The sequence below is a fragment of the Yersinia similis genome (assembly GCF_001053095.1).
GTDB classification, from domain to species: domain Bacteria; phylum Pseudomonadota; class Gammaproteobacteria; order Enterobacterales; family Enterobacteriaceae; genus Yersinia; species Yersinia similis.
Window position 1 is genome coordinate 54,459 of record NZ_CGBP01000005.1, and the last position, 23,799, is coordinate 78,257.

Here is a 23,799-nt window from a genome sequence, read left to right on the forward strand (position 1 = left end):
CACCTGTCAGGTATTTCCACACGTCTAATGCACTGTGTTACCCGAACTATCCGAATGACAATCATCAGTAACAAATGTTTTTTATTTGATCATATGGATGGATTTATTTAATAAAAGCAGATAGGTCGAGGTGTGGAAGGTTGATATATGTGATGGCGGTCAAGGAAGTGTGATTTTCATACATAATGTGTATGTTTTTATGCCAATTCAAGGTGAGAATAATGTTGGTTTAATGTTAATTTATATTCCTGTAGTAAACTCCAAGGTATCATAATGGACTCACTCGTCACACCTTGTTGAATTTCTAGTTATTTATATACCCGTCATACTTCAAGTTGCATGTGTGTTGGCTGCTTTCGTCCCCCCCAGTCACTTACTGATGTAAGCTCCTGGAGATTCGCTCAGTTGCCGCCTGCCTGTAATTCGAATTATTTTGGGTATATGTCTCTACAATAAGTAATTATTAATTACTAAATTAAACTTAAGAATAGCAAATGACATGGAGCGAACACTATCGCTTCACATATAAGGAAAAATATATGATTAAGTTTATATGGACACCTATAAAATTATTTGGTTTTTATACAACTTCATTAAAAAAATTATTTATAACAACATCTGCTTTACCATTACTTATGTCCAGCATGGCATTGGCACAACCGGATATAGTAAGACTTGCTAATCTAAAATTCGCGCATTATGGTGCCATTTCATACATGAAAGAAATAGCGCCAAAATATAACATAAAGATAGAAGAGCGAATGTTTGCAAAAGGGATAGATATTGCGCCCGCAATCGTCGCGGGACAAATTGATATAGCGGCCAGTGCAGTTGATGCGGCAATAGCTGCCCGTGCTCAAAGTATCCCCATCTATGTTATTGCAGGATTTGCCAAAGGCGGTGCACGAATTGTTATTGGAAATAATAGCAGTATTAAATCCATTGCTGATCTTAAAGGTAAAAAAGTGGGTGTTGCCCGTGGTGGTGCTCAAGAACTTCTTCTTCTGGCAGAACTGGATAAATATGGACTGACATGGTCTGATCGGCCAGGAAAAGATGTTCAGATTATTTATATGGCTTATGCTGACCTTAACCAGGCTCTCCAGTCTGGTAACCTTGATGCGATTAGCCAATCTGAACCTCATGCCAGTCAGGCAATTAATATGGGTTATGGTGTCGAGTTATTGAAGCCCTATGATACCCCCGTAGGAGTGCCAATTCGTGCATTGATAATGACGGCAGCCATGTATAAAGAGAAGCCAGAAGTGGCTGCTCGCGTACTTAAACTGTTTGTTGACGCGACCAATACCTTTATTCAACAGCCTGAAATAGCGGAACAATATGTCCGTAAAGAGATGTTCAAGAATCAAATCACCTCGCAAGATTATCAAGATGCTATTGGTAATTCCCCATTCAGTTACGACATCACAGTGGAACATGTTCAGGTGACGACTGATTTGATGCAGAAATATGGTATAGGCCGAATGAATACCCCCCCTATTGCCGCTGATTGGGTAAAGACTGATCTTCTTGAGGCCGCGAAGAAAAGTATTGGGGTTGATGAGTCATAACTGATGAAAAATATTAAGGTTTATCAAAATTTCAAGTGGGTCATTATGCCAGCCATTGTACTGTTAATGTGGCAAATGCTCGCAATGTCGGGCTGGATACAACCCACAATACTTCCATCACCGGTAGCCGTTGTGGCACGCTGGTTCGATTATTTTTTACCCTATGAAGCTTATAATCCAGAAACATCAAGCTGGCTGGTGTGGAGCCTTTCAGGGGAGTTATTACATGATGCTTGGGCGAGTATCTACCGAGTGATTATCGGTTTTCTGATAGGTGCCCTGCTTGCTCTACCATTAGGATTATGGGTGGGTTCTAGTCAGCTTGGCAATGACCTAATGAATCCGTTAATTCAGTTTCTTCGCCCTATTCCGCCGATTGCATATATTCCATTAGCGATGTTGTGGTTTGGCCTGGGTAATCCTCCGGCATTCTTTTTGATAAGTATCGGGGCTTTTTTCCCAATACTGATTAATACTATCGCAGGTGTCCGTAATGTAGATAGCATATATATTCTGGCTGCACGTAATCTAGGCGCGGGGCAAACTGCGATGTTTCGCCGAATTATTCTTCCTGCGGCCACCCCTTATATTCTTACAGGAATGCGAATTGGCATAGGAACCGCGTTTATTTGTGTAATTGTGGCAGAAATGATCGCCGTCAATAGCGGTGTTGGCTACCGAATTCTGGAAGCGCGCGAATATATGTGGTCCGATAAAGTAATAGCAGGCATGTTCACAATTGGTTTTCTTGGCCTGATCATTGATTTATGTATGGATCGCCTGAACCGGCGTCTTTTACGCTGGCACAGAGGAATAGGCAACTGAGATACCAATATGAAAACATCAGATAATATTATTGAACAAGCAGAGATGTGTGAAATTAGTATTATTAATGTTGATAAGACATTTGGCTCTGGGGAGAGTATTGTCATCGCACTGAAAGAAATAAATCTTCAGATTTCACATGGTGAATTCGTCTGTTTGCTCGGGCCATCAGGATGTGGGAAATCGACACTACTCAATGCTATCGCGGGGTTTTCCCTGCCGACTCATGGGGAGATTGTCGTTAAAGGTGACGTAGTTAAAGAACCCGGTACCGATAGAGGAATGGTTTTTCAAGAATATGCGCTGTTTCCATGGATGAACGTGGAGAAAAATATAGCTTTCGGCATGGATATTAAAGGAGAGTCAAAAGAAAAATGCCAATCCGTCGTTGAAGATTTACTGAATACGCTAGGTTTAAGTGAGTTTCGCACACGGTTCCCAAAAGATTTGTCGGGGGGGATGCGACAGCGTGTTGCAATAGCGCGCATTTTAGCTCTCGATCCCCCAATCATGCTGATGGACGAACCTTTTGGTGCGCTGGACGCATTAACACGACGTTCATTGCAAGATGAGCTGTTACGAATATGGGAGAAAAGCCGCAAAACCATCATCTTTGTCACTCACTCGATTGAAGAAGCGATCTATCTTGGTACAAGAGTCGTGGTACTCACCTACCGTCCTGGGACCTTGAAGCAAGATATCGCTATTGAAATACCTCGCCCGCGTGATACCAGCGGTGCTGAATTCAACAGAATAAAGCGTGAGTTAGGGGCATTAGTGATGGAGGAACAACAGCGATTCTCCGATGCAGAACGCAGAGGTGGTTAGCAAACCCACCGCGAAGTTTACATTTACCGCACGCAAGCAGCGTGCCGTTACATCTATTAATATCAATCTTTATTAAAAACAATCATAGTCGGCGGTTGTATGCGTCTCCTTTTTCATCGAAACTCACGCTGACGATAAGCACCCAAGAATATAATTTCAAGAATTGTGCCCCCGGAAGAGATATATTAGGCTGCATACTGTTCGAAAATAGACTCTTTAGCTGGAATGCGTTGAGATAATCACTGGGGCCAAATGAAAATATTCATTCTGATAGTCGTTACGTTATTTCTGGTAGCCTGCACCTCTACAGGGCATATCGGTGTCAGTGGCGGTTCAAGTGGCATATCTGGTGTCAGGATAGGCACTGGCATTCGCTGATTAAAATTCAGGGCATAGCGTCATGCCCCGTGATTTCATTTACTTTTTTAAGCTAAAAACGTTAACGAAACGGTGGCTCATTAAAGGTACGTAATTTACGGGAGTGTAATTGGTCACCTTCCGCCCGTAGCAAATCGATTGCCCGAATACCAATCTGCAAATGCTCAGAAATAGCCCCTTCATAAAAATGGTTGGCCTGCCCCGGCAGTTTAATTTCGCCATGTAATGGCTTGTCGGAAACACAAAGTAAGGTCCCGTATGGCACCCGGAAGCGATAGCCTTGAGCGGCGATAGTGGCGCTTTCCATATCAACGGCCACCGCGCGACTTAAGCTAAAACGTAGCGATGAGGCGGAGAAACGTAATTCCCAGTTACGATCATCAGAGGTGACGACAGTCCCGGTACGCAGACGTTGTTTTACCTCGACGCCTGGCATACCACTAACGGCTTTGGTCGCATCGTACAATGCGCGTTGTATCTCGGCAATGCTAGGGATCGGAATATCGGGCGGTAATACCGCATCCAGAACATGGTCATCACGCAAATACGCATGTGCCAGTACATAATCACCAATGGATTGGCTTTCTCGCAGGCCACCACAATGACCAATCATCAGCCAGACATGTGGCCTCAACACCGCCAAGTGGTCACAAATTGTTTTGGCATTGGAGGGGCCGACACCAATATTAACCAATGTGATGCCCTGCCCATTTTTGGCTATCAGGTGATATGCCGGCATCTGATGTTTTTTCCAAGCCAGGTCAGAAAGGGTTTTTTCCGGATCTGCATTCTCTGCCGTGATGTAACTACCACCTGCGCAGGAGAGTGCTTTATAGGGGCTGTTTGGATCCAAAATTTGCTCACCCGCCCAACGGACAAATTCATCAACATAACGGCTGTAATTGGTAAAAAGAATATACGGCTGAATGTCTTCGGCTGGCGTACCGGTATAGTGTTTTAACCGTGCGAGGGAAAAATCAGTGCGCAGCGCATCAAAGTGAGACAACGGTAGATCACTTACTGCGGTGCCAAGTGATGCCGTGCCAAACGCTATCGTTTCAATTCCGTCGGTGATGCCATCACCGATTTTAGCCAGATCGGTCGTTGGGAAATGCTGAGCAAGGCCTGCGGTCATTGACCGATCGAGGATCAAGTCTGAACCATCGATAACAAACGGATAAGGCATCTCTTGTTGTGACGCTGTCACTTCAAATACCGCACCATACTCATTCTCAAGCAGCGTCATTTGCTCGGTTAGATATTCCCTGAACAGCGCGGGTCGAGTAATTGTGGTGCTGTATTGCCCTGCCCGAGAAAAGCGCCCATATGCACGCGTGCGGTGGTGATCGCTAAATTTACCGTCCCATCTGACACTAAGCTGTGGATAGCTAAATAACCCCTTGCCTCTTTCCACTGTATTCGGCAAAGAACCATCACGAATAAATGCGCTGATCGCATTACGTAAAGCGGCCAACGCCGCATCATAGAGCATTTCCAGCTTATCAATGGCCTCAACAATTGCGATAGAGCCTGTATTTTGTAATTTATTCAAAGTGCCTCCTTAAATACAAGAGCAGCGATTATTGACCAATACAGTGCTATTTATTGCGCAGCAAATCTAGCCTTTTCCTGAAAACAGGAGGACCTTTTACCGCTTATTCAAACGTTTGATTCCTCTTCATCAACACTAAAATAGTCGCGGTCGCAGATAACACATTATTTTCTGCTTTGAGCATCACTAAAAGGTCTTTTTTGCGTGGCAAAATCATTTTTACGCAGTGGAAGTTTGGACGATATTCTGGCGTTAGGTGAGAACGGGCAACCGATTTATACCTCGGCACTTCAGATCAGAGAATCTTTTCGCCTTAAAAAACAGCAACATATTGTTGATTGCTTGGCGATCCCCCAGATCAACGAACAAGGTAATCGCATTGACTGGTACGCCCCCTTCGAAGGGAAAGTCACTTCATGGATTTCTGCCTCTAATACAGAGCGCAAAGCAGCGATTAAACAATTAGCCGTCTGTCTGGCAAGCGCCAACGATATCAGCTTGCGAGCCAAAAAATCAGAAAAAGCCGCACAGCGGTTATTTGGTACATTACTCGCGAAAGCACTGCAGTTCCCTGATAAAAACCATGTTTATCTGGTCTCTGGAAAGCCAGTCATTACGTTCTGGGGGTTTGTCAGCCAAGATAAAAAAATGCGTAGCGATCCTCTCGATTGCTTACGGCTATCCACTGATGCCGTTGAATCGGCTATCAAAGTTGAACCCACAGTCAAAGTTGAGTCTGATGTCATACAGTCTGACATAAGGGCCAAACCGGTTGTCACACCAGCAGCGATTGAGTTACCACCACAACCCGAAGTTATCCCCACGCCACAATCCGTGGCAGAACAGGAAGTCACAGTCGGATCTGAACCGATAAAAACGCAGGTTCGCTGGTTACGTATCGGTGGGATGCTCTCTGTCGCCGCATTGATTGGGGCACTCGTCGCACAGCTCAGTGGCAACCTACCCGGCAGTACTGCGCCTACGGCTGAGCACATCACGGAGAAACCCGAGCTACCAGCATCACATAAGACCCAAGCGACAGCGGATGCCCTCTCGCCAGTAGAGCCAATAACACCATCGGTTCCCCCGCCTATCATGCAGCCGCAATTACCGTTGGATCACGCCCCGGTCCCGCCCGACGCCAATGTAGCTGTTGCAGAGTCGATAGTTGCAGAGTCGATAGTTGCAAAGTCGATAGCGGCAGAGCCTGTGACTCTCCCAGTGACACGGTCTAACAATAATGCGCTGATTTTACCGGCGAATGCGGTGAAAATTGGCTCCACAGCCTTTCTCAACGGCAATTGGCGTGCCATCCCTGAGACTAAAATCTCACTCACGGGTAAACCACCGAGCCTTAGATATCAAATTAAACAAGGTAAGGGCAGCGTAAAAATTACCCATGGGGATAATGTAACTTGCCGTGCCAATGTCACCGCCGGGCTGATGAAATCAGGCAATTTGGTGATCAACAGCCGCTATCGAGCACAGTGCAATGATGGTTCAAAATATCAAATACCTGAAATTGTCTGTAAACAAGGCACCACAGATATTGCTGATTGCAAAGGCCGCTATGATGCCAATACGACCCTTTCAATGACGATGACGCGTGAGAGTAAATAATATTATGTTAGCGACGATCACTGATTATAAACAGAAAATTACGCTCATTCAGGATAGTGGGATCCAGTTCCTGGATTTTGCTTTAAAGCCAGAATCAGACACTGAGCTACCCAATAAATTTGTCCGTAAAAGTGCCAATGGCCCGTTGTTACGCCTGAATTACAATGAACACAATGGGAAATATTCACTGATGCTCCCAGGTGCAGCACCTGAGATTGTGAAACCCGAATTTAGTATTCCGCTAGAACAATCACTGAAGTTATTGAACAAGATTTGGCTGCCATTGCCTTTCTTGCGATTCAACCCACCCCGCACGTTTATTCGTGGGCCCGATAATTGGGCCAGAGTACAAATATTAACGCTGGATACCCCGGATCAAGACGGTAATACATTACGTGTCACACTGGCTTTTGATACCAAAGTGTATCCTGAGAGCCACGATAACGACTATTTGGCCCCCAATGAAAACGATATCAAAACCGGCCTGAGTTTCACACTGGCTTACCATAATGAAGATTTGGTCGAGTTTCTGGATTTGACGTGGGTCGATGGTTGGCTGCGGGAAGTGTTTACCCAACAAGCTGCCGAGCAAGAAGAACGGACCGCCAGGCATATTAGTGCCTCGCTCAGAGAGTTTGAGTATCAAGCACATTATCTGAATTTGCTGGCGTTACTTGGCAATCAGCTCTGTATACCGGAAATTAAAATCACCACGCATACGCTACAAGAACCTACGGTTAACGTGGATTTAATCCTTGATGTGGGTAACTCACATACCTGCGGCATTTTGGTTGAAGATCATGCCGATGAAAGTTATGGGCTAAGCCAGACTTATGAGCTGCAATTGCGCGACCTGAGTGAACCTCACTACCTGTATAACGAGTTATTTGAAAGCCGGGTGGAGTTCGCGCAAGCAAAATTTGGTAAACAGAGTTTTTCAGTTGAAAGTGGTCGTGAAGATGCATTTATCTGGCCTTCGATTACCCGTGTTGGTCGCGAAGCCTGCCGTATGGCATTACAGCGCTCGGGCATCGAAGGTTCGACCGGTATTTCCAGCCCACGACGTTATTTGTGGGATGAAGAGAGTTATGCTGCTGGCTGGCGATTTAGCGGCACACAGACCGCACCCCATGAAGAATTGGCAACCGCTCTCCCCTTGACCCTTTTATTGAATGATGATGGCGAGCCGCTGTATCGTTTACCTGCTGAAGAACGGCTACCGGTTTTTTCTCCCCACTATAGCCGCAGTTCATTAATGGCCTTTATGTTGTCTGAGCTATTAGCGCAAGCACTGATGCAAATCAACAGTGTGGCCCAGCGGTTGAAAATGACGCATGCAACAGCTCCCCGTCAATTGCGTTCGATTATCCTGACGCTGCCCTCCGCGATGCCCAAACCTGAACGTGAAATTTTTCGGCAAAGGATGAATGAGGCCATTGCCCTAGTTTGGAAATCTATGGGCTGGCATCCTGCTGATGACGATTTTGTAACGCCAGCCGATCACGTAAAAAGCAAAGTGCCCGTACCGGATGTCCAAATGGAATGGGATGAAGCCACCTGTGGGCAGATGGTTTATCTGTATAACGAAACACAAGTGAACTTTGGTGGCCGCACCGCCGCCTTCTTTGCCAGTATGGCGCGTCCTGATAAACAACTCGACGCTGGCGAAACGGCAGATAAAACCTTACGGATCGCCTCAATTGATATTGGAGGCGGCACCACTGATTTGGCCATCACTCAATACTGGCTGGATGACGGCATTGGCAATAATGTCAAAATCAGCCCGCGTTTATTGTTCCGTGAAGGGTTTAAAATCGCGGGTGACGATATCTTACTTGATATCATTCAACTCTATATTTTACCCGCGCTACAGGCAACGCTGAAAAAGATGGCGGTGGTTAACAGCGATAGCGTCATGGATAAACTGTTCGGTAACGATGGTCGCATGGATGGTCAATCCGTCCTGCGACAACAAACAACCTTACAAATTTTCATGCCAGTTGGTCGCGCCATACTCGAAGCATATGAAAATTTCGATCCCTTGGATACCCGGGCTGAGATTGAAGCCAGTTTTGGGGAATTACTGCTGCAGTCCTCACAACCACAACCATCATCACAACCATCATCACAACTACAGCAGCCGACACTGAAAGTACTGGAATATATCAACAGTGAAATTCAACGCGAGCTACCCACCGATGCTGGTGGGTTTGATATCTTGCAGGTGCCACTGGTCTTAAAATTAAGTCAATTACACGGTGAATTCTTATCTAACCGGATGAGCATCACGCAAAACCTGCGGTCATTATCGGAAGTGGTGTCTCTCTATGCTTGTGATGTCCTATTACTGACTGGGCGTCCTTCACGTTTCCCTGGGATTCAAGCGTTATTCCGCCATCTGCAACCGTTGCCGAATAATCGTATTTTGTCTCTGGATGGATACCATACCAATGATTGGTATCCTTTTAACAAACTGGGCCGGATTGATAACCCTAAATCGACTGCTGCAGTCGGCGCTATGCTCTGTCTGTTAGCACTGAATCTGCGACTGGCGGGCTTCTACTTTAAAGCGGGCGATTTCCAGCCTTACTCGACGATCCGCTATCTTGGCATGTTAAACAGTAGTAATACATTGACCACCGAAAATGTTTACTACCGTGATATCGATCTGGACAGTGCCGACTATAAACTACCCTCTGATATCCATTTCCAGCTCCGGGGTTCTCTCTCTCTTGGATTTCGTCAGTTGGATAATGACCGTTGGCCTGCCTCACCGCTCTACACGTTATCGATTGTCGAACAAGAACTGGCCCGCAAAATTGCCGGTAATAGCGTCTTGAGCGTCAAACTGAGACTGGCGAAAGGCGACAAACAATCAGGTTTGGAACGTTTTGAGCTCGCCGAGGCGAAGCTGCAAGACGGTAGCCGTGTGCCCTTACATCATCTGCGACTAAAATTGAACACATTAGCCAGCAATGGCTCAGGATCCCCCCATTATTGGATCGATAGCGGAAGCGTATTTAGAAAATGAAATCATTAACCCCGCAGCTATTTAATGGCCAACAGCTTCATGACCAGTTACGGCAGGTAACACAAGGTATCGACCAGGCCATTGATTGGGTTAAGAGTACCCGCCAACATGCTGTTCGTCTGGATAGAGAAGCCGAACAGCTAACCATTAAATTACGCCGTACTCGCAATAAAGCGCACAATTTATCTGAGGCAGCGCTAGCCGCGATGACTATTGGTTTTGTAGGGCAATCACATGCGGGGAAACGGCATCTTATTTCCGCACTGGTGGCCAATGAGCATGACCGATTGGAAGCCACTCTCGGGGGAAAAACGCTCGATTTTTGGCAACAAATTTGGCCGGAGTATCAAGCGACTGGCCTGGTTACCCGCTTTAGTTATCAGACCGTCGGTCATCAAACGATTGGTCATGAAAGCAGAACAGAAAATGAAGCTTATCCGGTTCGGATTTCCTTGCTCAGCGAAGTTGATATCGCCAAAATCATCGCCCGTGCTTTCTTGCTGGACTGCCCTCAGGAAAACCCAGCTTATTCCCTAGATGAGCAACAAATTACCGAACATCTGCGGCAATTGATGATGCATCGGCAGCCAATCATTAACGCTGGGCTCAATAGCGATGATGTGATTGCACTTTGGGACTCCCTTGCCCACCACGATACGCTACGCCAGAAAACATTGGCGACGCACTTTTGGCCTACCGCGATTGAACTGGCACCGTATCTGAGTATTGATGATCGGGCCAGGTTATTCTCGTTACTGTGGGGTGAACACGGCCCACTTACTGACGCTTACCGCCATTTTTCCTATACCTTGCAACACCTTATCGGTGCTCCTCAACTATTAGCACCATTAAGTGTATTGGTTGACGATACCCTGCTACCTGCCACCAATGGTGTTATGAATATTGCTACGCTTGGTGACTTGAATACACCCGCAGATAACTATGTCCAGGTGCTTCCCTTGATAAACGGCAATACCGCGGAACCGGTGACAGTGTCACAAGCAGAGCTGACGTTATTAGCGGTGGAACTGAGGATCCCGTTCGATAAACCCGCACATGAAAGTACATTTGAATCCATTGAATTGCTGAATTTCCCTGATGCTAATGGTCCGCTGACCATCTCGACATTAATGGAAACCGCGACTTATCCGCTGGCCTCGCTGCTGTCACAGGCTAAAAATGCCTATTTACTCGAACGTTATACCGACCAACAGCAAATCAATCTGTTATTGGTGTGCACCGCCACAGATCAGCGTTCAGAGGTAAAAAGTACCGGTAAGGCATTGGATTATTGGGTTAAACAGACTCAGGGAGTGTCTGTTAAGGTACGCTCACGCCGTAATCCGGGTTTAATCTGGGCCTTAACGCCCCATGATCAGCGCATCACCGCGAATCTACGTCTCACCACCACAACAGACGCCCAACCGCATGACTCGAATATCAAAAATTACGATGAAGCGGTGCAACGCTATGTTGGTAATCCCGGTGACAGTTGGGGAACCCTGCTGGCATTGGATGCACGAGGGGTTGAACGGATGGTCACGTACCTATCGAAAGAGGTCCTTCGGGATATCAAATCAGAACGTCTAACCGAACAACTTCACGAGTTACAACGGGAACTGACCAATAACCTGTTTGCGAGTTGGTATCAACCTTCTGCTACAGACGAACAGCAGCAAAAACAACGTATTGTAGAAATATTACTTAAAACGTTGCAAACCCGTACTGGGGTACATGGCGAATTGTTGGAGCAATTACTCCCTTCCCGCGATGAACTGCACCGCCTTTATTTACAACAGCACCTTTATCTATCACCGCGCCTTTATCAACAAGAGAAAAAAGGTGTTGCTGATCTTTCTACACCACTCGACAACACTGAACCTTTCAGTATTGGTATCGATATCGATCTGTTTAGCGACTTTCCCACTCCTACTGAGTCATCGCTGACACCACAGGCCAGACCTGATAACGATGAAGCAGAGTATGCCGCTCATGTGCAATATTATTGGATAAATCATCTACGCCGACTGCCTGATAATACTGCGCTGCTTGAGTTACTGGGGGTTACTAAACCCACGATAGAACTGCTGGTTGCGGAATTAATTACTGCCAGTATCCGGCTGGATATTACCGGGGATTTACTACAGGCACTGGCTGATAACGAACCGGTGGTTCTGCATCGTGTAGCCAAAGCGGACCGCCAGGTTTCTCGTGCGCTCACTGTACTCGGTGATTTCATTGCCTGGTTAGGGTTTTTGCAGATCAATGAAGATAAGCGCCCAGATAGCCGCATTAATCGAGGCTATAAAATTTTTGCTCAGCCACCTAGATCAGTATCAACTTTAGGGATCTCTCGCCGGTTAACGCAACTGGCATTAACCCCAACTAACAGTACCGCATTTTATATCTATGATTGGTTAGTGGGTTTGGGTGAAATGATTATTCAAAACGTGGGATATTCAGCCAGTAATGAGATAAGCCCGGCACAGCGCCAACAACTGGCGGCTATATTATCGGTGATAAAACCCGAAAATGATTAAACAGACGGTTGACAACGTTAAATAAAGGGAAACTCGCCACAAAAATGCGCGACTCCTCGGCGGAGAAGCGCATTTTTTAAACGGTAAAACTCAAGTGATATCAGTAATTAAAATTGTTTTGTTGGCTGTCGTTATACTGGCTCGCGTTGCGTTTGCCAATGGATAACCTCATAACGCCCGCAAAACAATAATCCCTGGAGTCTTCTTCACATACTCAATGAAAGATGAATCGACGACTTTTTCATTCACTTTCAGCGAAGATGCATTACGTAATACCGGCCCATTTTTTGTCATAATAAAAATACCCGTATGAGTGACGTCCAGCCCCGCAATATTGGTATAAATACCGATATAATCACCGGTCCTCAGTTTATCAATAACAGAATCATTGATAAATTCAGCCGGAATATAGCTAACATCGCGTTTGAACACACCCAGTGTTGGGATAAACTCCCCACCATCACTTTTCTGATTGAGATATTTTGTAACAGTTAACGTATGAGTACTGATTTCAGCGGTAATATCCTTGGCATTTAAAGGGGGACGAGATGACCAATCGGTAAAGAAATGTTTCCGATGTTGGTAACTAATATCACCATCAATATACCTAACCCCTACTAATTGTTTGATAAAGTCATTTTTACTTTTAGATTTACGTAGAGATTCCACATAATCCAGATAGGTAAAGCAGTCTAACCCTCTAAAATCTATTACTAATTTTTCTGGTTCCGTTGATGAGCCAATCAACATATTAGCTTTGTAAGGTGTGCCTAAAAATTCGGCTGAAACCTTCGCGATGATTTCACCTGTATTAGCTTGATCGGCTGTTTTTACTTGCGTTTCTATAATGCTATTGATTCGATTTGATGTGTAAACATCAATATCGACGGGGTCATGCGTATTTTTTTTAGCACCGCACCCAGCTAAAACAGCCATTAGAATTAAGGGTAAAGATTTATTCATAAAATCCCTCTATGCTTTGTTAACCTGTTATTTCCATATAATATTTCCATCGTTACTCTACTATTTAAATTTTAAACTAAGCATCAACGATAATACATTAAATGACTTGCCACTACGGACAAGTGGCCGCCTTTTTCTCCTATCCAGTCCCATAAAAAATCATAACGTAAGGTTTTGCTATCACCTATCACTGCAACGTAAGAGTAAGAGTAAGAGTAAGAGTAAGAGGTATGCCCTCTCAGACAACTCTGTGACCAATCTTGCGTTTTTTGCACTATGTTCGTTTTAGCCTCTTGTGCCTTTTTGAAAATCGTGTTTATCTCTTAAAGCTTATTACATTTTGATGAGAGTACACCGTGAACTATTCCACTGCCAATTTCGCCCTACTAAACACCGCACATGTTGCGGCAGTCGTCGTGCGCGTGGTGGTGGTCGGCAGCGCGCCGTAACGGGTACCGAATCCAGAAAGATTCTAAAACCCCGCCGGCGCCAGCCGAGCGGGGTTTCTTTTTATCGCCCCTCTCAGTTACCGCACCGGCCCTGATGAAGGATATAACTATGCGTTATACAGGCGCCCAATTGATAGTTCGGTTACTAGAACAGCAAGGCATTACTCTGGTATGCGGTATTCCCGGCGGTGCAGCCCTACCGTTGTATGATGCCCTAGGACAAAGCCGTATTATTCGTCATGTATTGGCACGACATGAGCAAGGTGCGGGTTTTATGGCTCAGGGAATGGCCCGAGCGACAGGAGAAACGGCGGTTTGTTTGGCATCCAGTGGGCCAGGCGCAACCAATTTAGTGACCGCGATTGCCGATGCCAAACTTGATTCAATCCCATTAGTTTGTATCACTGGCCAAGTCCCATCTTCTATGATCGGTACCGATGCGTTTCAAGAAGTTGATACTTACGGTATCTCAATACCCATTACCAAACACAACTACCTTGTCCGCGATATCAGCGAGTTGGCGCAAGTGATTCCACAAGCGTTTCGAATTGCTCAATCAGGGCGGCCCGGCCCGGTATGGATCGATATTCCCAAGGATGTACAAACTGCGGAAATTGACTTGGCTACCCTGCCACCACCGGGAATTGCCGATACTCCTGGCCCAGTAGACCTCTCTGCTATCGCGCAAGTCGCCAAGATGATTAACCAATCTGTACGGCCAGTGCTCTATTTAGGCGGGGGGATTGTCAGTTCAGGGGCGCATCAGCAAGCAATACAATTGGCGGAGCTGGCGGGTCTGCCGACGACAATGACATTAATGGCATTAGGCACAATGCCCGTCAATCACCCATTATCACTGGGCATGTTGGGTATGCATGCGGCTCGCTCGACCAACCTAATTATGCAACAATCGGATTTATTGATTGTTCTCGGCGCACGGTTTGATGACCGGGCCATCGGAAAGGCGGAACAATTCTGCCCCCATGCCAAGATTATTCATATTGATATTGACCCGGCAGAACTGGGGAAAATCCGTTGCCCACATCTGGCAATGAATGCCGATATTGGGCAAGTATTAACTCATTTATTGCCAATGATCGACGCCCAGCCACGCAGCGATTGGCGTTCAACCGTTACCGATATGCAGCACGAATTCCCATTCAATCAGCCCAATAGTGGAAATCCACTGTGCCATTATGGTTTGATTCGTGCCGCAGCCGAAGCACTGGATGACGATACCATTATTACCACCGATGTCGGTCAGCATCAGATGTGGGTGGCACAGGCTTATCCACTGCATCGGCCACGCCAATGGCTAACCTCCGGCGGGCTTGGAACCATGGGCTTTGGCTTACCCGCGGCTATCGGTGCCGCTCTGGCAAAACCAGAAAATAAAGTGGTCTGCTTCTCCGGTGACGGTAGCCTAATGATGAATATTCAGGAGATGGCGACAGCGGCTGAAGAACAACTGAATATAAAAATTATTTTGATGAATAACCAATCGCTGGGATTAGTCCATCAACAGCAGGATCTTTTCTTTGGCAAACGTATTTTTGCTGCTGATTACGCTTATCGCACTAACTTCATTCATATCGCCGAGGGGTTTGGTTTCTCTACCTGCGACCTCAATACTGCCAGCGATCCTCATACCGCACTGCATGAAGCCTTAAATCGCCCCGGCCCGGTGCTTATACACGCACTTATCAATGTGGATGAGAAAGTTTACCCAATGGTGCCCCCCGGCGCGGCAAATACCGATATGATTGGAGGTGAATAATATGATAAATCAACAAACATCTACTCAACAAGCATCCGCTCAACCAATCCCCATCCGGGTCATACTGTTACTAACGGTACGTAACCATCCGGGGGTGATGTCACATATCTGTGGCTTATTTGCCCGCCGGGCCTTTAACGTTGAAGGAATTCTGTGTATGCCGCTGCCGAGTGGTGAAGAGAGCCGTATTTGGCTACAGGTTTTGGATGATCAACGCCTGCTACAGATGATAAGCCAGCTAGAGAAGCTGGTGGATGTACTTCAAGTGCGCCGTTTCGGGCCGGAAATGCCGATTTTTGATCAAGTAGAAGACTTGGTTGCCAATCAAAAGTGACATTGTCACTCGTTAAACCCTATCGTTGCTGCCGACGGGGTTTAACGGGCTTATTCGAGTAAGGATTTATGCAAATAATAACGCCTGCAATTCGGCTAATGAACTCACTTGATAGCGCGGCGCAATATTGTCATCCCCGGCAGCACCCTGTGTATTTAACCAACACGTATCGATGCCCGCATTAATTCCACCCTGAATATCAGAGTGTAAATTATCGCCTACCATTAAAATATGTTCTTTCGGCGGGTTATCCATTAAATTAAACGCATACTCAAAAATGGCAACATCAGGCTTAGCGACACCCACTTGTTCAGAGATAATCAAGGGTGAAAAAATATCTTTAAAACCCGTCCGCTCTAAGCGGATGGTCTGCAACTCAGTGAAACCATTAGTAATAATGCCCATGTTCACTTTACCGCTTAAGGTATCAATCAGTTCGCGAGCGCCCGGTAATAATGAACAAATATCGGCCATCGCCAGTAAGAACTCACTGTTCAAGCGTGTTGCGGTGACGCCCAATTTTTCGGCCCACATTTCAAACCGTGTATTCTGCAACTGGGTAGCGGATATTTTACCGTCTTGATAATCGACCCACAGTGGTTTGTTAACTAATTGGTAATGGTCAAAATCTTGCGCAGAAAATTCAACATTAAAGCGCGAAAACATCAGCTTTAACCCTTGATAAGCGTCAAAGTGAAATAGTGTTTCATCCGCATCGAACAATATCCATTGGTATTTCATTACTATTATCTCTCTGACATCATTAAGCGCGTTATGGTAGCGATTATTGTGACTGAGCTCAAGTTACACTGCCTATGTTTATCCGGCCAATAATGCAGCCGAGATATCACGATTAATTGAAATAACCGCATCGCCAGTAATCAGCGGTACGTCAAAAACAGCCAATATTTTGCGATTAATCTCAATCAGTATATCGTCCAGTCTGATTTCCATATCCAGCGCGATATCGGTTAATTTATCGCGCTCCCATGCATTGCGTGAAATCAGTAATCGTAGGAGCGTCACGGTTCCTTCCTGCATATCAGCCGTTATTGCCGCCATTGATTGTGGATCAATCTCTTCGTTATCCTCTGTCGCCACCACTTTGGTTAGGAATAAATTCTCTAGCAGCGCCACCAATTCCTGACTTTCATTTTTCAGTAGCACAATACGATCAACACTATTTAGCACCACTGAACCTGGTGGAGGCAAACTTAAGGTCATCGGTGTGGCGCGGCTATCGAGATCGGTATAAACCAGTTTGCTGTCCAGTGCAAAACGCTTATATATCTGCTCAAGAAATTTCACATCTTGCGGGGTAATCATCCCGTCGATCTGAATAAGGTGCGCCAGGAAACGGGCGATAGCACGGCGATGTTCAACCGATAGCGGCTCAAGGTTATTTTTCAATTCCAACAGCGTATTATTCTTCCTGACTCCCGGTTTAAGATAGGCTTTCAGACGCATACGTTGGCCAGGGCTAAGGTAGCTCCAGGCATCAATATGCCGCGTCAAAATCATTGACTCCGGTTCCCCAACTCGACCATCAACCATCACCGCAGCACAAGCCAACTCGACAGCTAGCATAGTGATACGGTAGACGGCAAAGGTAGCCGACTCCGCCGCCACTGACTCAATAGGAAACAGGACAACCGTATCTTGCAAGGTCGGCGTACGATTGTCTGCTAGAACATCAGGTTCTATACCTACCTGCAAGGATGCCAACGCATGAGTCAACGCAATAACCACATTGCGGGATAAACGCTCTGGCGGGTTTGATAAGCAGGCATGACTGAGTTGGGCAAAAATTTCATCCAATGTTATCAACAGTAAACCATAGCCTACTCGGCTTTTAATACTTTCCAACTCTGCTTTCAATACGTCAGGCCACAACGGCATAGGGAGAAGTAACAGCCCTTCTAATGCTGTTTTTTTCTTAGGATTCAAGCTTACAAAGCGGTTATAAGCATCAAGATCGTTCTGACATGCCTCAATTAATGGCCGCAGTTTATCTCTATTGGCTTTACATACCGCCACATTCGGTAACTCGCCCATCTGCTGGATGAATTCTTGCCCCATTAATCCAGCGGAGGCAGGACGATAGAAAATATGTAGTTTGGTTTTATTGACGGGCAAGATAAAGCCATCACCGTATTTATCCCGATAGCGCTGTTGGAAAAGTTGGGAGAAGGCATCAGGACAATGCATCAAGGATCTGTTTTGGTTAATGGCTGGATCCGCCCCCCCCCACGCACAGGCCCACTCTGCAGGTAATGGCCGTTGGTCCACAGCCAATTGCCCTAAGCCAACCAACAAAGCAAGTGGCAGTTCGGTTGAGGCATTTCGGCTTAATGGCGGTGGCAATAAATAGAGCGTCTCCTCTATATCTACCCTGGCGATATAAACTAATAAATTCTGAGCATAATGATTAAAAGTGTTATTTTTCCCATAAATGTTTAGCAAGCGATTAATTTCCGCTTCAATAATGGGCAGCTCTCGTTTTGCGATTGGATCAATACTCGCATCAATCAGTACGCGGTGCTCTAATCCATAAAAAAATAAGAAAACATAACTAATATGAGCAATAGGAGATTTACGACCTTCCGATAGCCATTGTAAATACGCTTTTCTCGCCTCTGGGGAACATGTCGAGTAATCGGGGGCGTTATCGATCAGCGCTAATGAAATGTCTACCTCTTCTTCGGCGACCTGCATTGATGGATTGATAAAGGCCGGCTCTGCTCCGGTGCGATTGCTTTTATGCTTATTACCAATGTAGATCATGCCATCGGCTAAGGTTATCCCGGCAACCACGGCTAGTTCGCCGGGGCGAAGCCAGGACGCACGGGCCAGAGAGCCTCTTGATATTTCTGACTGTTTTGTACTAGCAGATTGTTTTGTACTAACGGGTTGATTAAGGTGTTCGGTAAGCTCATCATCAATGACCGTTTCAGGATGAAGGACCGAAGAGTCTAGCTGATAGCCGCCCATATCGGGTATCGCTGAGGCTTTCGGTATGTCTGAATTGATGGACTGTCCAGAACTAATCTTAGCCCAACTGATATTTTTCCAGACATAAAACAGACATAAAATAGCAACACTCAGTGCAACCCATGCTTCTCTTGGAATATCTGTCATCAGCCCTAAAGCGACTATCAGTAGGATAACCCAGCCGGTACCGGTAGATTTTCTCTTCGCCACGATGGTTTATATGCCCTTATCTTAAAATAGTAATTTTTACTCTGCCTTTACTGGCAATTTTTAATAAATACTTTTTTAAACAAAACTACTTTTTAAAACAGACTGTCGTAACACAACAGAAAAAACCATTAATTGCACTTAAGTGCATAAAATAGGTTAAATAATAAGTCAGTTTTACTTATCCAATGTAAAAATAATCCAATGTAAAAAGTGGATATATTTCTTTCGCATAACACCACGTCAGTAGCTGCGCTCAATATATCGATTATGCCAGTTGATTATGCATTCAGCTAGCAAAGACTCGGTATTCAGTTAGCTAAAATGATGCAGTCTACTGGATGTATTCTTCTATACCCAGAGTCATTGGAGTATGGGGGACAGATAAAGACAAAATGGATGGTATTGGCTTGGTGCAATGCGTCAAATATAAACAGGATTTGCCAGATATAAGCAGGATTACCGAGACGGGATATAAGCAAAAATCCCGGCCATTGCTGCGCCGGGATGTTCCAGTGAGATAACAGGCGGCTTATTTAAGTGCCATCGCATCCCGCATGGTGAAGAACAAATCAGTTTGGTCAGTTAAACCTACGACGTTAGCCGCGTGGGGACCATAAGCCGCTATCCGCAATTGTGACCCGGTATGGCCTTGAGAATCGTCTTCAGAGTTACCATAGCTGATCGCCATGATCGCGCCATCTTTGGTAGTTAATGCCTGAGTCAGACCCGGCGCCTTAGCTTCAGGCTCGATAATCTGGCTGGAGTGAGCATGATCAGCCGTCACAATCACCAAGGTATTGCCATCAGCACGGGCAAACTCCAGCGCTTTTTGTACCGCTTCATCCAGATCAACCGTTTCACCAAACTGACCACATGGGTTAGCGGAGTGATCCTGTTTATCAATCGAAGCCCCTTCAACTTGCAAGAAGAAGCCATTCTCATTAGTTTTCAGCAGGTCAATTGCTTTTTCCGTCATGACAGCCAATGTTGGAATATCGCGGGTCCGCTCAGCATTGTTTTCACACACCACTGGCGGTTTATCCAGATTGCCATGATAGGAGGCTTTCGGCCCCTGCCAACGCACGGGCATATTACCTGGCGAGAACAAGCCCAATAGAGGTTTCTGTTGATTAGCTTGTTTTATTGCATTCAGGTCATCAAGGTTCTCAACAATGACGTAGCCGCGGGCTAGCGCCTGATCACGTAACGACTGGTCTTTCCACTCACCGGCTTTAGCGACCTGGCTGAATGATGTCGCACCACCGCCAAGCGTGACATCAGCACGCCCATCAATCATCTGCTCAGTAATAGAGCCACGGCCCCCTTTTTCCAATGCGTTAGTACTGCATTTCTCACTGGTTTCTTCCGGACCATAGCACTTACGACCGGTAACGTGGGCAAACTGCGCGGCAGGAGTGGCATCTTGTAGTTCAGCGGTAGAGACATTACCGGTCGCTTTGCCTGCTTTTTTGGCCAGCTCCAGCAACGTGACATGGTCTTTACCAAAAACATCAACTCCCAACGCCCCATTATACGTTTTTACGCCAGATGACCAGGCCGTTGCAGATGCAGCAGAGTCAGTCACATAGTTTGGTTTTTGTGTTTTTTTATCAAGTGCATAGTGCGTGTATTGCCCAGTCAGCGGCAGCGCATCAATTCCTTTAAAGAAACCACCGGCCCCCATCGCATAGTTACGGGCAGACGTGATTTCGGAATCTCCCATCCCATCACCAATCAATAAAATGACATTTTTTACTGTTTTATTGGACAGCGAGTCACGCAGAGCCTGGGTTTGGTCCTCACTCAAACGACGTGCGCCGCCAAATTGAGTAACATCACCATGTGCTGCACGGTCATATAAGCCAGTAGCAGCCGCAATAGCATTAGGCGTCAATAGCGTGCTGGACAGTAACAGGGTCGATAATGCTATGCCGGATAAAGTAGGTACACGATTCATCGATATAATTCCTTGTTGTAAAAAAGTCATACAATTTGTATTTATTGGTTACAACGGATACTAGAACAGCCGGATGACGCTTTTATGACAGATATCACTAATTATCATTCAAACGTTTTCGTGCCCTATCCATGCGCCCGTCCAGAGAGCATTTAATTCTTCGCCCACCATCAAGTTCAGCTAAATTCTCTTGGTTATTTCATTCAGTGGAATAATGCTGCTGCTCCGGATAAGTGACCTAATGATGCTATATTTCATGCAATAATAATGTGGGAAAAATTTAACCAGTGAATAGCTACTATGGAGAGTTATGAAAACGTTCTTTATTGATCGGATGGCGACCCCACAGGGTGAATTATTGCTTATTGCAGACGAAGAAAACCAGTTACGTGCCATTGATTGGACTGACCATCATGACCGTCTGATGAAATTACTACGTAACCATTACGGTGCGGATACTTTCACTTTGGTTGAGAAACGCAACCCAGGTGGATTGAGCGAGAGTATGCAGCGCTATTTTGCAGGTGAATTAAGCATTATTGATACCCTTCCCGTCAAAACAGCGGGTACTGATTTTCAGCGTCAAGTTTGGCAAGAACTACGCAAAATACCTTGTGGGGAAACTATTTCTTATGGGGAACTGGCAAAACGCATTAATCGCCCCACGGCTTCTCGGGCAGTCGGCATGGCCAATGGGCTGAATCCCATTTCTATTGTTGTTCCCTGCCATCGGGTGATTGGATCACAAGGGGCATTGACTGGTTATGCGGGCGGGGTGGACCGAAAGCGTTGGTTATTAATACATGAGGGTTATCTTTTAGGTTGCTAATCATTGTTGCTCTTATCAGAAGCACTAAAAGATGTTAAAATTGACGCATATCAATATTAATGGGAATACCCTATGATCCCTGAAAAACGCGTTATCCGACGAATCCAGTCTGGTGGGTGTGCAATTCACTGTCAAGACTGCAGCATCAGTCAGCTCTGTATTCCGTTTACCTTAAATGAGCATGAGCTTGATCAGCTCGACAATATCATTGAAAGGAAAAAACCTATTCAAAAAGGACAGGCGCTGTTTAAAGCAGGTGATGAACTTAAGTCCCTGTATGCTATCCGTTCTGGGACCATTAAAAGCTACACAATTACCGAAGAAGGCGATGAACAAATTACCGGTTTCCATCTGGCGGGTGATTTAGTCGGTTTCGATGCGATCAGTAATCTGCAACACCCAAGTTTTGCCCAAGCGTTGGAAACATCAATGGTGTGTGAAATCCCATTTGATACCTTGGATGATCTCTCTGGTAAAATGCCTAATCTGCGCCAACAGATAATGCGTTTGATGAGCGGTGAAATCAAAGGCGATCAAGATATGATCCTGCTGCTCTCTAAAAAGAATGCGGAAGAGCGTCTGGCTGCATTTATCTACAATCTATCTTATCGTTTTGCTCAGCGCGGTTTCTCACCTCGTGAATTTCGCTTGACTATGACCCGTGGTGATATTGGTAACTATTTAGGCCTTACAGTGGAAACGATTAGCCGCTTACTGGGGCGTTTCCAGAAAAGTGATATTCTCAGCGTGAAAGGAAAATACATCACGATTGAAAATAACGAAGCACTGGCTCAGTTGGCAGGTAACCCAAAACCTCGTCTATAGTTAGATTGTTAGAGACCAGATCAATAAAATGCCTACTTATTGGTCTGGTTATCCCTCTCCCACCTATCCTGTTTCTCTATCATGGTTTACTCTTTAACTAACAGACTGTTAATTCACGGTTGTAAGGAGACGCTATGGGAAAGTATCAGAATATTCTGGTTGCTATAGACCCCAATCAGGATGATCAACCCGCATTGAGACGTGCGGTTTACCTTGTGCAACGTAATGGTGGCACAATCAAAGCATTTTTAGCTATTTATGATCTGTCATATGACATGACAACCTTGCTATCACCGGATGAACGCACAGCGATGCGTAAAGGGGTTATCAGCCAGCGTTCAGCTTGGATCAGCGAACAGTGCCGTTTTTATATCGACTCGGGTATCCCAATTGATATCAAAGTGGTGTGGCATAACCGGCCATACGAAGCCATTATTCAGGAAGTTCTGAATGCGAAGCACGATTTGCTGCTAAAAATGGCACATCAACACGATCGCCTAGAATCAATTATCTTTACGCCAACTGATTGGCATTTATTACGTAAATGTCCATGCCCGGTGTGGATGGTAAAAGATCAGCCATGGCCAGAGGTAGGTACCGCGCTGGTGGCGGTGAATCTCTCAAGTGAAGATCCACTACATGATCCGCTCAATTTACGCTTAGTCAAAGAAACCCTCGAGTTGGCAGAACATGTCAACCAAACGCCCGTTCATCTGATTAGCGCCTACCCAGTGACCCCAATAAATATCACCATTGAACTACCTGATTTTGACCCGAGTGTCTATAACGATGCTATTCGCGGTCAACATTTGGTGGCGATGAAAGCATTGCGCCAGCAGTTTAGTATTGATGAAAAATTCACTCATGTGGAAAAAGGCTTACCTGAAGAGGTGATCCCTGATTTAGCTGAACACCTGAATGCTGGGGTGGTGGTTTTGGGGACATTGGGCCGTACCGGTTTGTCTGCGGCCTTTATCGGTAATACGACCGAACATGTGATCGATAATTTGAAATGTGATTTGCTGGCAATTAAGCCAGAAGGATTTACCTGCCCGATAGAAGGCAATGAAGATCAGGAGGATGCTAAGTAATCCCCCTTTCAAAAGCCACCCTATGTTA

Annotated in this window: 17 protein-coding genes; 12 read left to right on the forward strand and 5 right to left on the reverse strand. The window is 45.7% G+C overall.

Annotation, left to right across the window (positions count from 1 at the left end):
- Positions 1–539: 539 nt before the first annotated feature.
- The 4 genes from AC971_RS05645 to AC971_RS25490 all read left to right on the forward strand — a co-directional run bounded on the left by AC971_RS05645 (position 540) and on the right by AC971_RS25490 (position 3,602).
- On the forward strand, positions 540–1,571 hold the full coding sequence (locus AC971_RS05645; RefSeq protein WP_025383943.1) for an ABC transporter substrate-binding protein: 1,032 nt from the start codon (positions 540–542) through the stop codon (positions 1,569–1,571).
- Positions 1,572–1,574: 3 nt separating this feature from the next.
- Positions 1,575–2,396 carry an ABC transporter permease gene (locus tag AC971_RS05650; RefSeq protein WP_025383944.1) on the forward strand — a complete coding sequence of 274 codons (822 nt, stop codon included), beginning with the start codon at positions 1,575–1,577 and terminating at the stop codon, positions 2,394–2,396.
- A gap of 9 nt (positions 2,397–2,405) precedes the next feature.
- A complete protein-coding gene (locus AC971_RS05655) occupies positions 2,406–3,224 on the forward strand; it encodes an ABC transporter ATP-binding protein (RefSeq protein ID WP_025383945.1) in 819 nt (272 codons plus the stop codon).
- Between the two features lie 252 nt (positions 3,225–3,476).
- Complete coding sequence (locus AC971_RS25490; RefSeq protein ID WP_258953817.1) at positions 3,477–3,602, forward strand: hypothetical protein; 126 nt, start codon at positions 3,477–3,479, stop codon at positions 3,600–3,602.
- 61 nt (positions 3,603–3,663) lie between these two features.
- On the opposite strand, the gene AC971_RS05660 is transcribed toward AC971_RS25490, so the two are convergent.
- Positions 3,664–5,154 (reverse strand): AMP nucleosidase, encoded by a 1,491-nt coding sequence (locus AC971_RS05660; protein WP_025383946.1) that lies wholly within the window; start codon positions 5,152–5,154, stop codon positions 3,664–3,666.
- A 204-nt stretch (positions 5,155–5,358) separates the two neighbouring features.
- Here AC971_RS05660 and AC971_RS05665 point away from each other — a divergent pair, with 204 nt between their 5' ends.
- From AC971_RS05665 to AC971_RS05675, 3 genes are read left to right on the forward strand one after another with little or no spacing between them, the layout of a single operon-like run.
- Positions 5,359–6,774, forward strand: a complete 1,416-nt coding sequence (locus AC971_RS05665; RefSeq protein ID WP_025383947.1) for an SrfA family protein — start codon at positions 5,359–5,361, stop codon at positions 6,772–6,774.
- Between the two features lie 4 nt (positions 6,775–6,778).
- Positions 6,779–9,805, forward strand: a complete 3,027-nt coding sequence (locus AC971_RS05670) for a virulence factor SrfB (RefSeq protein ID WP_025383948.1) — start codon at positions 6,779–6,781, stop codon at positions 9,803–9,805.
- On the forward strand, positions 9,802–12,345 hold the full coding sequence (locus AC971_RS05675; RefSeq protein ID WP_025383949.1) for a putative virulence factor: 2,544 nt from the start codon (positions 9,802–9,804) through the stop codon (positions 12,343–12,345). Before AC971_RS05670 ends, AC971_RS05675 begins: the two co-directional genes overlap by 4 nt.
- Before the next feature lie 168 nt (positions 12,346–12,513).
- Here the strand turns inward: AC971_RS05675 and AC971_RS05680 are convergent, their stop codons facing one another.
- Positions 12,514–13,308, reverse strand: a complete 795-nt coding sequence (locus AC971_RS05680) for a DUF1460 domain-containing protein (protein ID WP_025383950.1) — start codon at positions 13,306–13,308, stop codon at positions 12,514–12,516.
- A 558-nt stretch (positions 13,309–13,866) separates the two neighbouring features.
- On the opposite strand from AC971_RS05680, the gene ilvB reads away from it, so the two are divergent.
- The gene (gene ilvB / locus AC971_RS05685; RefSeq protein WP_025383951.1) at positions 13,867–15,534 is read left to right on the forward strand and encodes an acetolactate synthase large subunit; all 1,668 of its coding nucleotides are present in this window, start codon (positions 13,867–13,869) and stop codon (positions 15,532–15,534) included.
- A 1-nt stretch (position 15,535) separates the two neighbouring features.
- Positions 15,536–15,868, forward strand: a complete 333-nt coding sequence (gene ilvN, locus AC971_RS05690; RefSeq protein WP_048677429.1) for an acetolactate synthase small subunit — start codon at positions 15,536–15,538, stop codon at positions 15,866–15,868.
- A 66-nt stretch (positions 15,869–15,934) separates the two neighbouring features.
- Here the strand turns inward: ilvN and yjjG are convergent, their stop codons facing one another.
- The 3 genes from yjjG to phoA form a co-directional block, all read right to left on the reverse strand.
- Complete coding sequence (gene yjjG, locus AC971_RS05695) at positions 15,935–16,609, reverse strand: pyrimidine 5'-nucleotidase (protein ID WP_025383953.1); 675 nt, start codon at positions 16,607–16,609, stop codon at positions 15,935–15,937.
- Positions 16,610–16,687: 78 nt separating this feature from the next.
- On the reverse strand, positions 16,688–19,069 hold the full coding sequence (locus AC971_RS22750; protein ID WP_025383954.1) for a tellurite resistance TerB family protein: 2,382 nt from the start codon (positions 19,067–19,069) through the stop codon (positions 16,688–16,690).
- A gap of 529 nt (positions 19,070–19,598) precedes the next feature.
- Positions 19,599–21,026, reverse strand: coding sequence for an alkaline phosphatase (gene phoA, locus AC971_RS05705; RefSeq protein ID WP_025383955.1), 1,428 nt, complete (start codon positions 21,024–21,026; stop codon positions 19,599–19,601).
- A gap of 310 nt (positions 21,027–21,336) precedes the next feature.
- Between phoA and ogt the strand changes: the two genes are divergently transcribed.
- From ogt to uspE, 3 genes are all read left to right on the forward strand, one after another.
- Positions 21,337–21,855, forward strand: coding sequence for a methylated-DNA--[protein]-cysteine S-methyltransferase (gene ogt / locus AC971_RS05710; RefSeq protein WP_025383956.1), 519 nt, complete (start codon positions 21,337–21,339; stop codon positions 21,853–21,855).
- Positions 21,856–21,927: 72 nt separating this feature from the next.
- Positions 21,928–22,680, forward strand: a complete 753-nt coding sequence (locus tag AC971_RS05715; protein ID WP_025383957.1) for an FNR family transcription factor — start codon at positions 21,928–21,930, stop codon at positions 22,678–22,680.
- A gap of 134 nt (positions 22,681–22,814) precedes the next feature.
- Positions 22,815–23,771, forward strand: coding sequence for a universal stress protein UspE (uspE, locus tag AC971_RS05720; protein WP_025383958.1), 957 nt, complete (start codon positions 22,815–22,817; stop codon positions 23,769–23,771).
- The last annotated feature ends 28 nt before the right edge of the window (positions 23,772–23,799 follow it).

What these genes read in the sequence shown, in the direction of transcription:
- AC971_RS05645 (WP_025383943.1), top strand. Translation starts at nt 540, where the DNA reads ATGATTAAGTTTATATGGACACCTATAAAATTATTTGGTTTTTATACA.
- AC971_RS05650 (WP_025383944.1), top strand. Translation starts at nt 1,575, where the DNA reads ATGAAAAATATTAAGGTTTATCAAAATTTCAAGTGGGTCATTATGCCA.
- AC971_RS05655 (WP_025383945.1), top strand. Translation starts at nt 2,406, where the DNA reads ATGAAAACATCAGATAATATTATTGAACAAGCAGAGATGTGTGAAATT.
- AC971_RS25490 (WP_258953817.1), top strand. Translation starts at nt 3,477, where the DNA reads ATGAAAATATTCATTCTGATAGTCGTTACGTTATTTCTGGTAGCCTGC.
- AC971_RS05670 (WP_025383948.1), top strand. Translation starts at nt 6,779, where the DNA reads ATGTTAGCGACGATCACTGATTATAAACAGAAAATTACGCTCATTCAG.
- AC971_RS05675 (WP_025383949.1), top strand. Translation starts at nt 9,802, where the DNA reads ATGAAATCATTAACCCCGCAGCTATTTAATGGCCAACAGCTTCATGAC.
- AC971_RS05680 (WP_025383950.1), bottom strand. Translation starts at nt 13,308, where the DNA reads ATGAATAAATCTTTACCCTTAATTCTAATGGCTGTTTTAGCTGGGTGC.
- ilvB (WP_025383951.1), top strand. Translation starts at nt 13,867, where the DNA reads ATGCGTTATACAGGCGCCCAATTGATAGTTCGGTTACTAGAACAGCAA.
- ilvN (WP_048677429.1), top strand. Translation starts at nt 15,536, where the DNA reads ATGATAAATCAACAAACATCTACTCAACAAGCATCCGCTCAACCAATC.
- yjjG (WP_025383953.1), bottom strand. Translation starts at nt 16,609, where the DNA reads ATGAAATACCAATGGATATTGTTCGATGCGGATGAAACACTATTTCAC.
- phoA (WP_025383955.1), bottom strand. Translation starts at nt 21,026, where the DNA reads ATGAATCGTGTACCTACTTTATCCGGCATAGCATTATCGACCCTGTTA.
- ogt (WP_025383956.1), top strand. Translation starts at nt 21,337, where the DNA reads ATGAAAACGTTCTTTATTGATCGGATGGCGACCCCACAGGGTGAATTA.
- AC971_RS05715 (WP_025383957.1), top strand. Translation starts at nt 21,928, where the DNA reads ATGATCCCTGAAAAACGCGTTATCCGACGAATCCAGTCTGGTGGGTGT.
- uspE (WP_025383958.1), top strand. Translation starts at nt 22,815, where the DNA reads ATGGGAAAGTATCAGAATATTCTGGTTGCTATAGACCCCAATCAGGAT.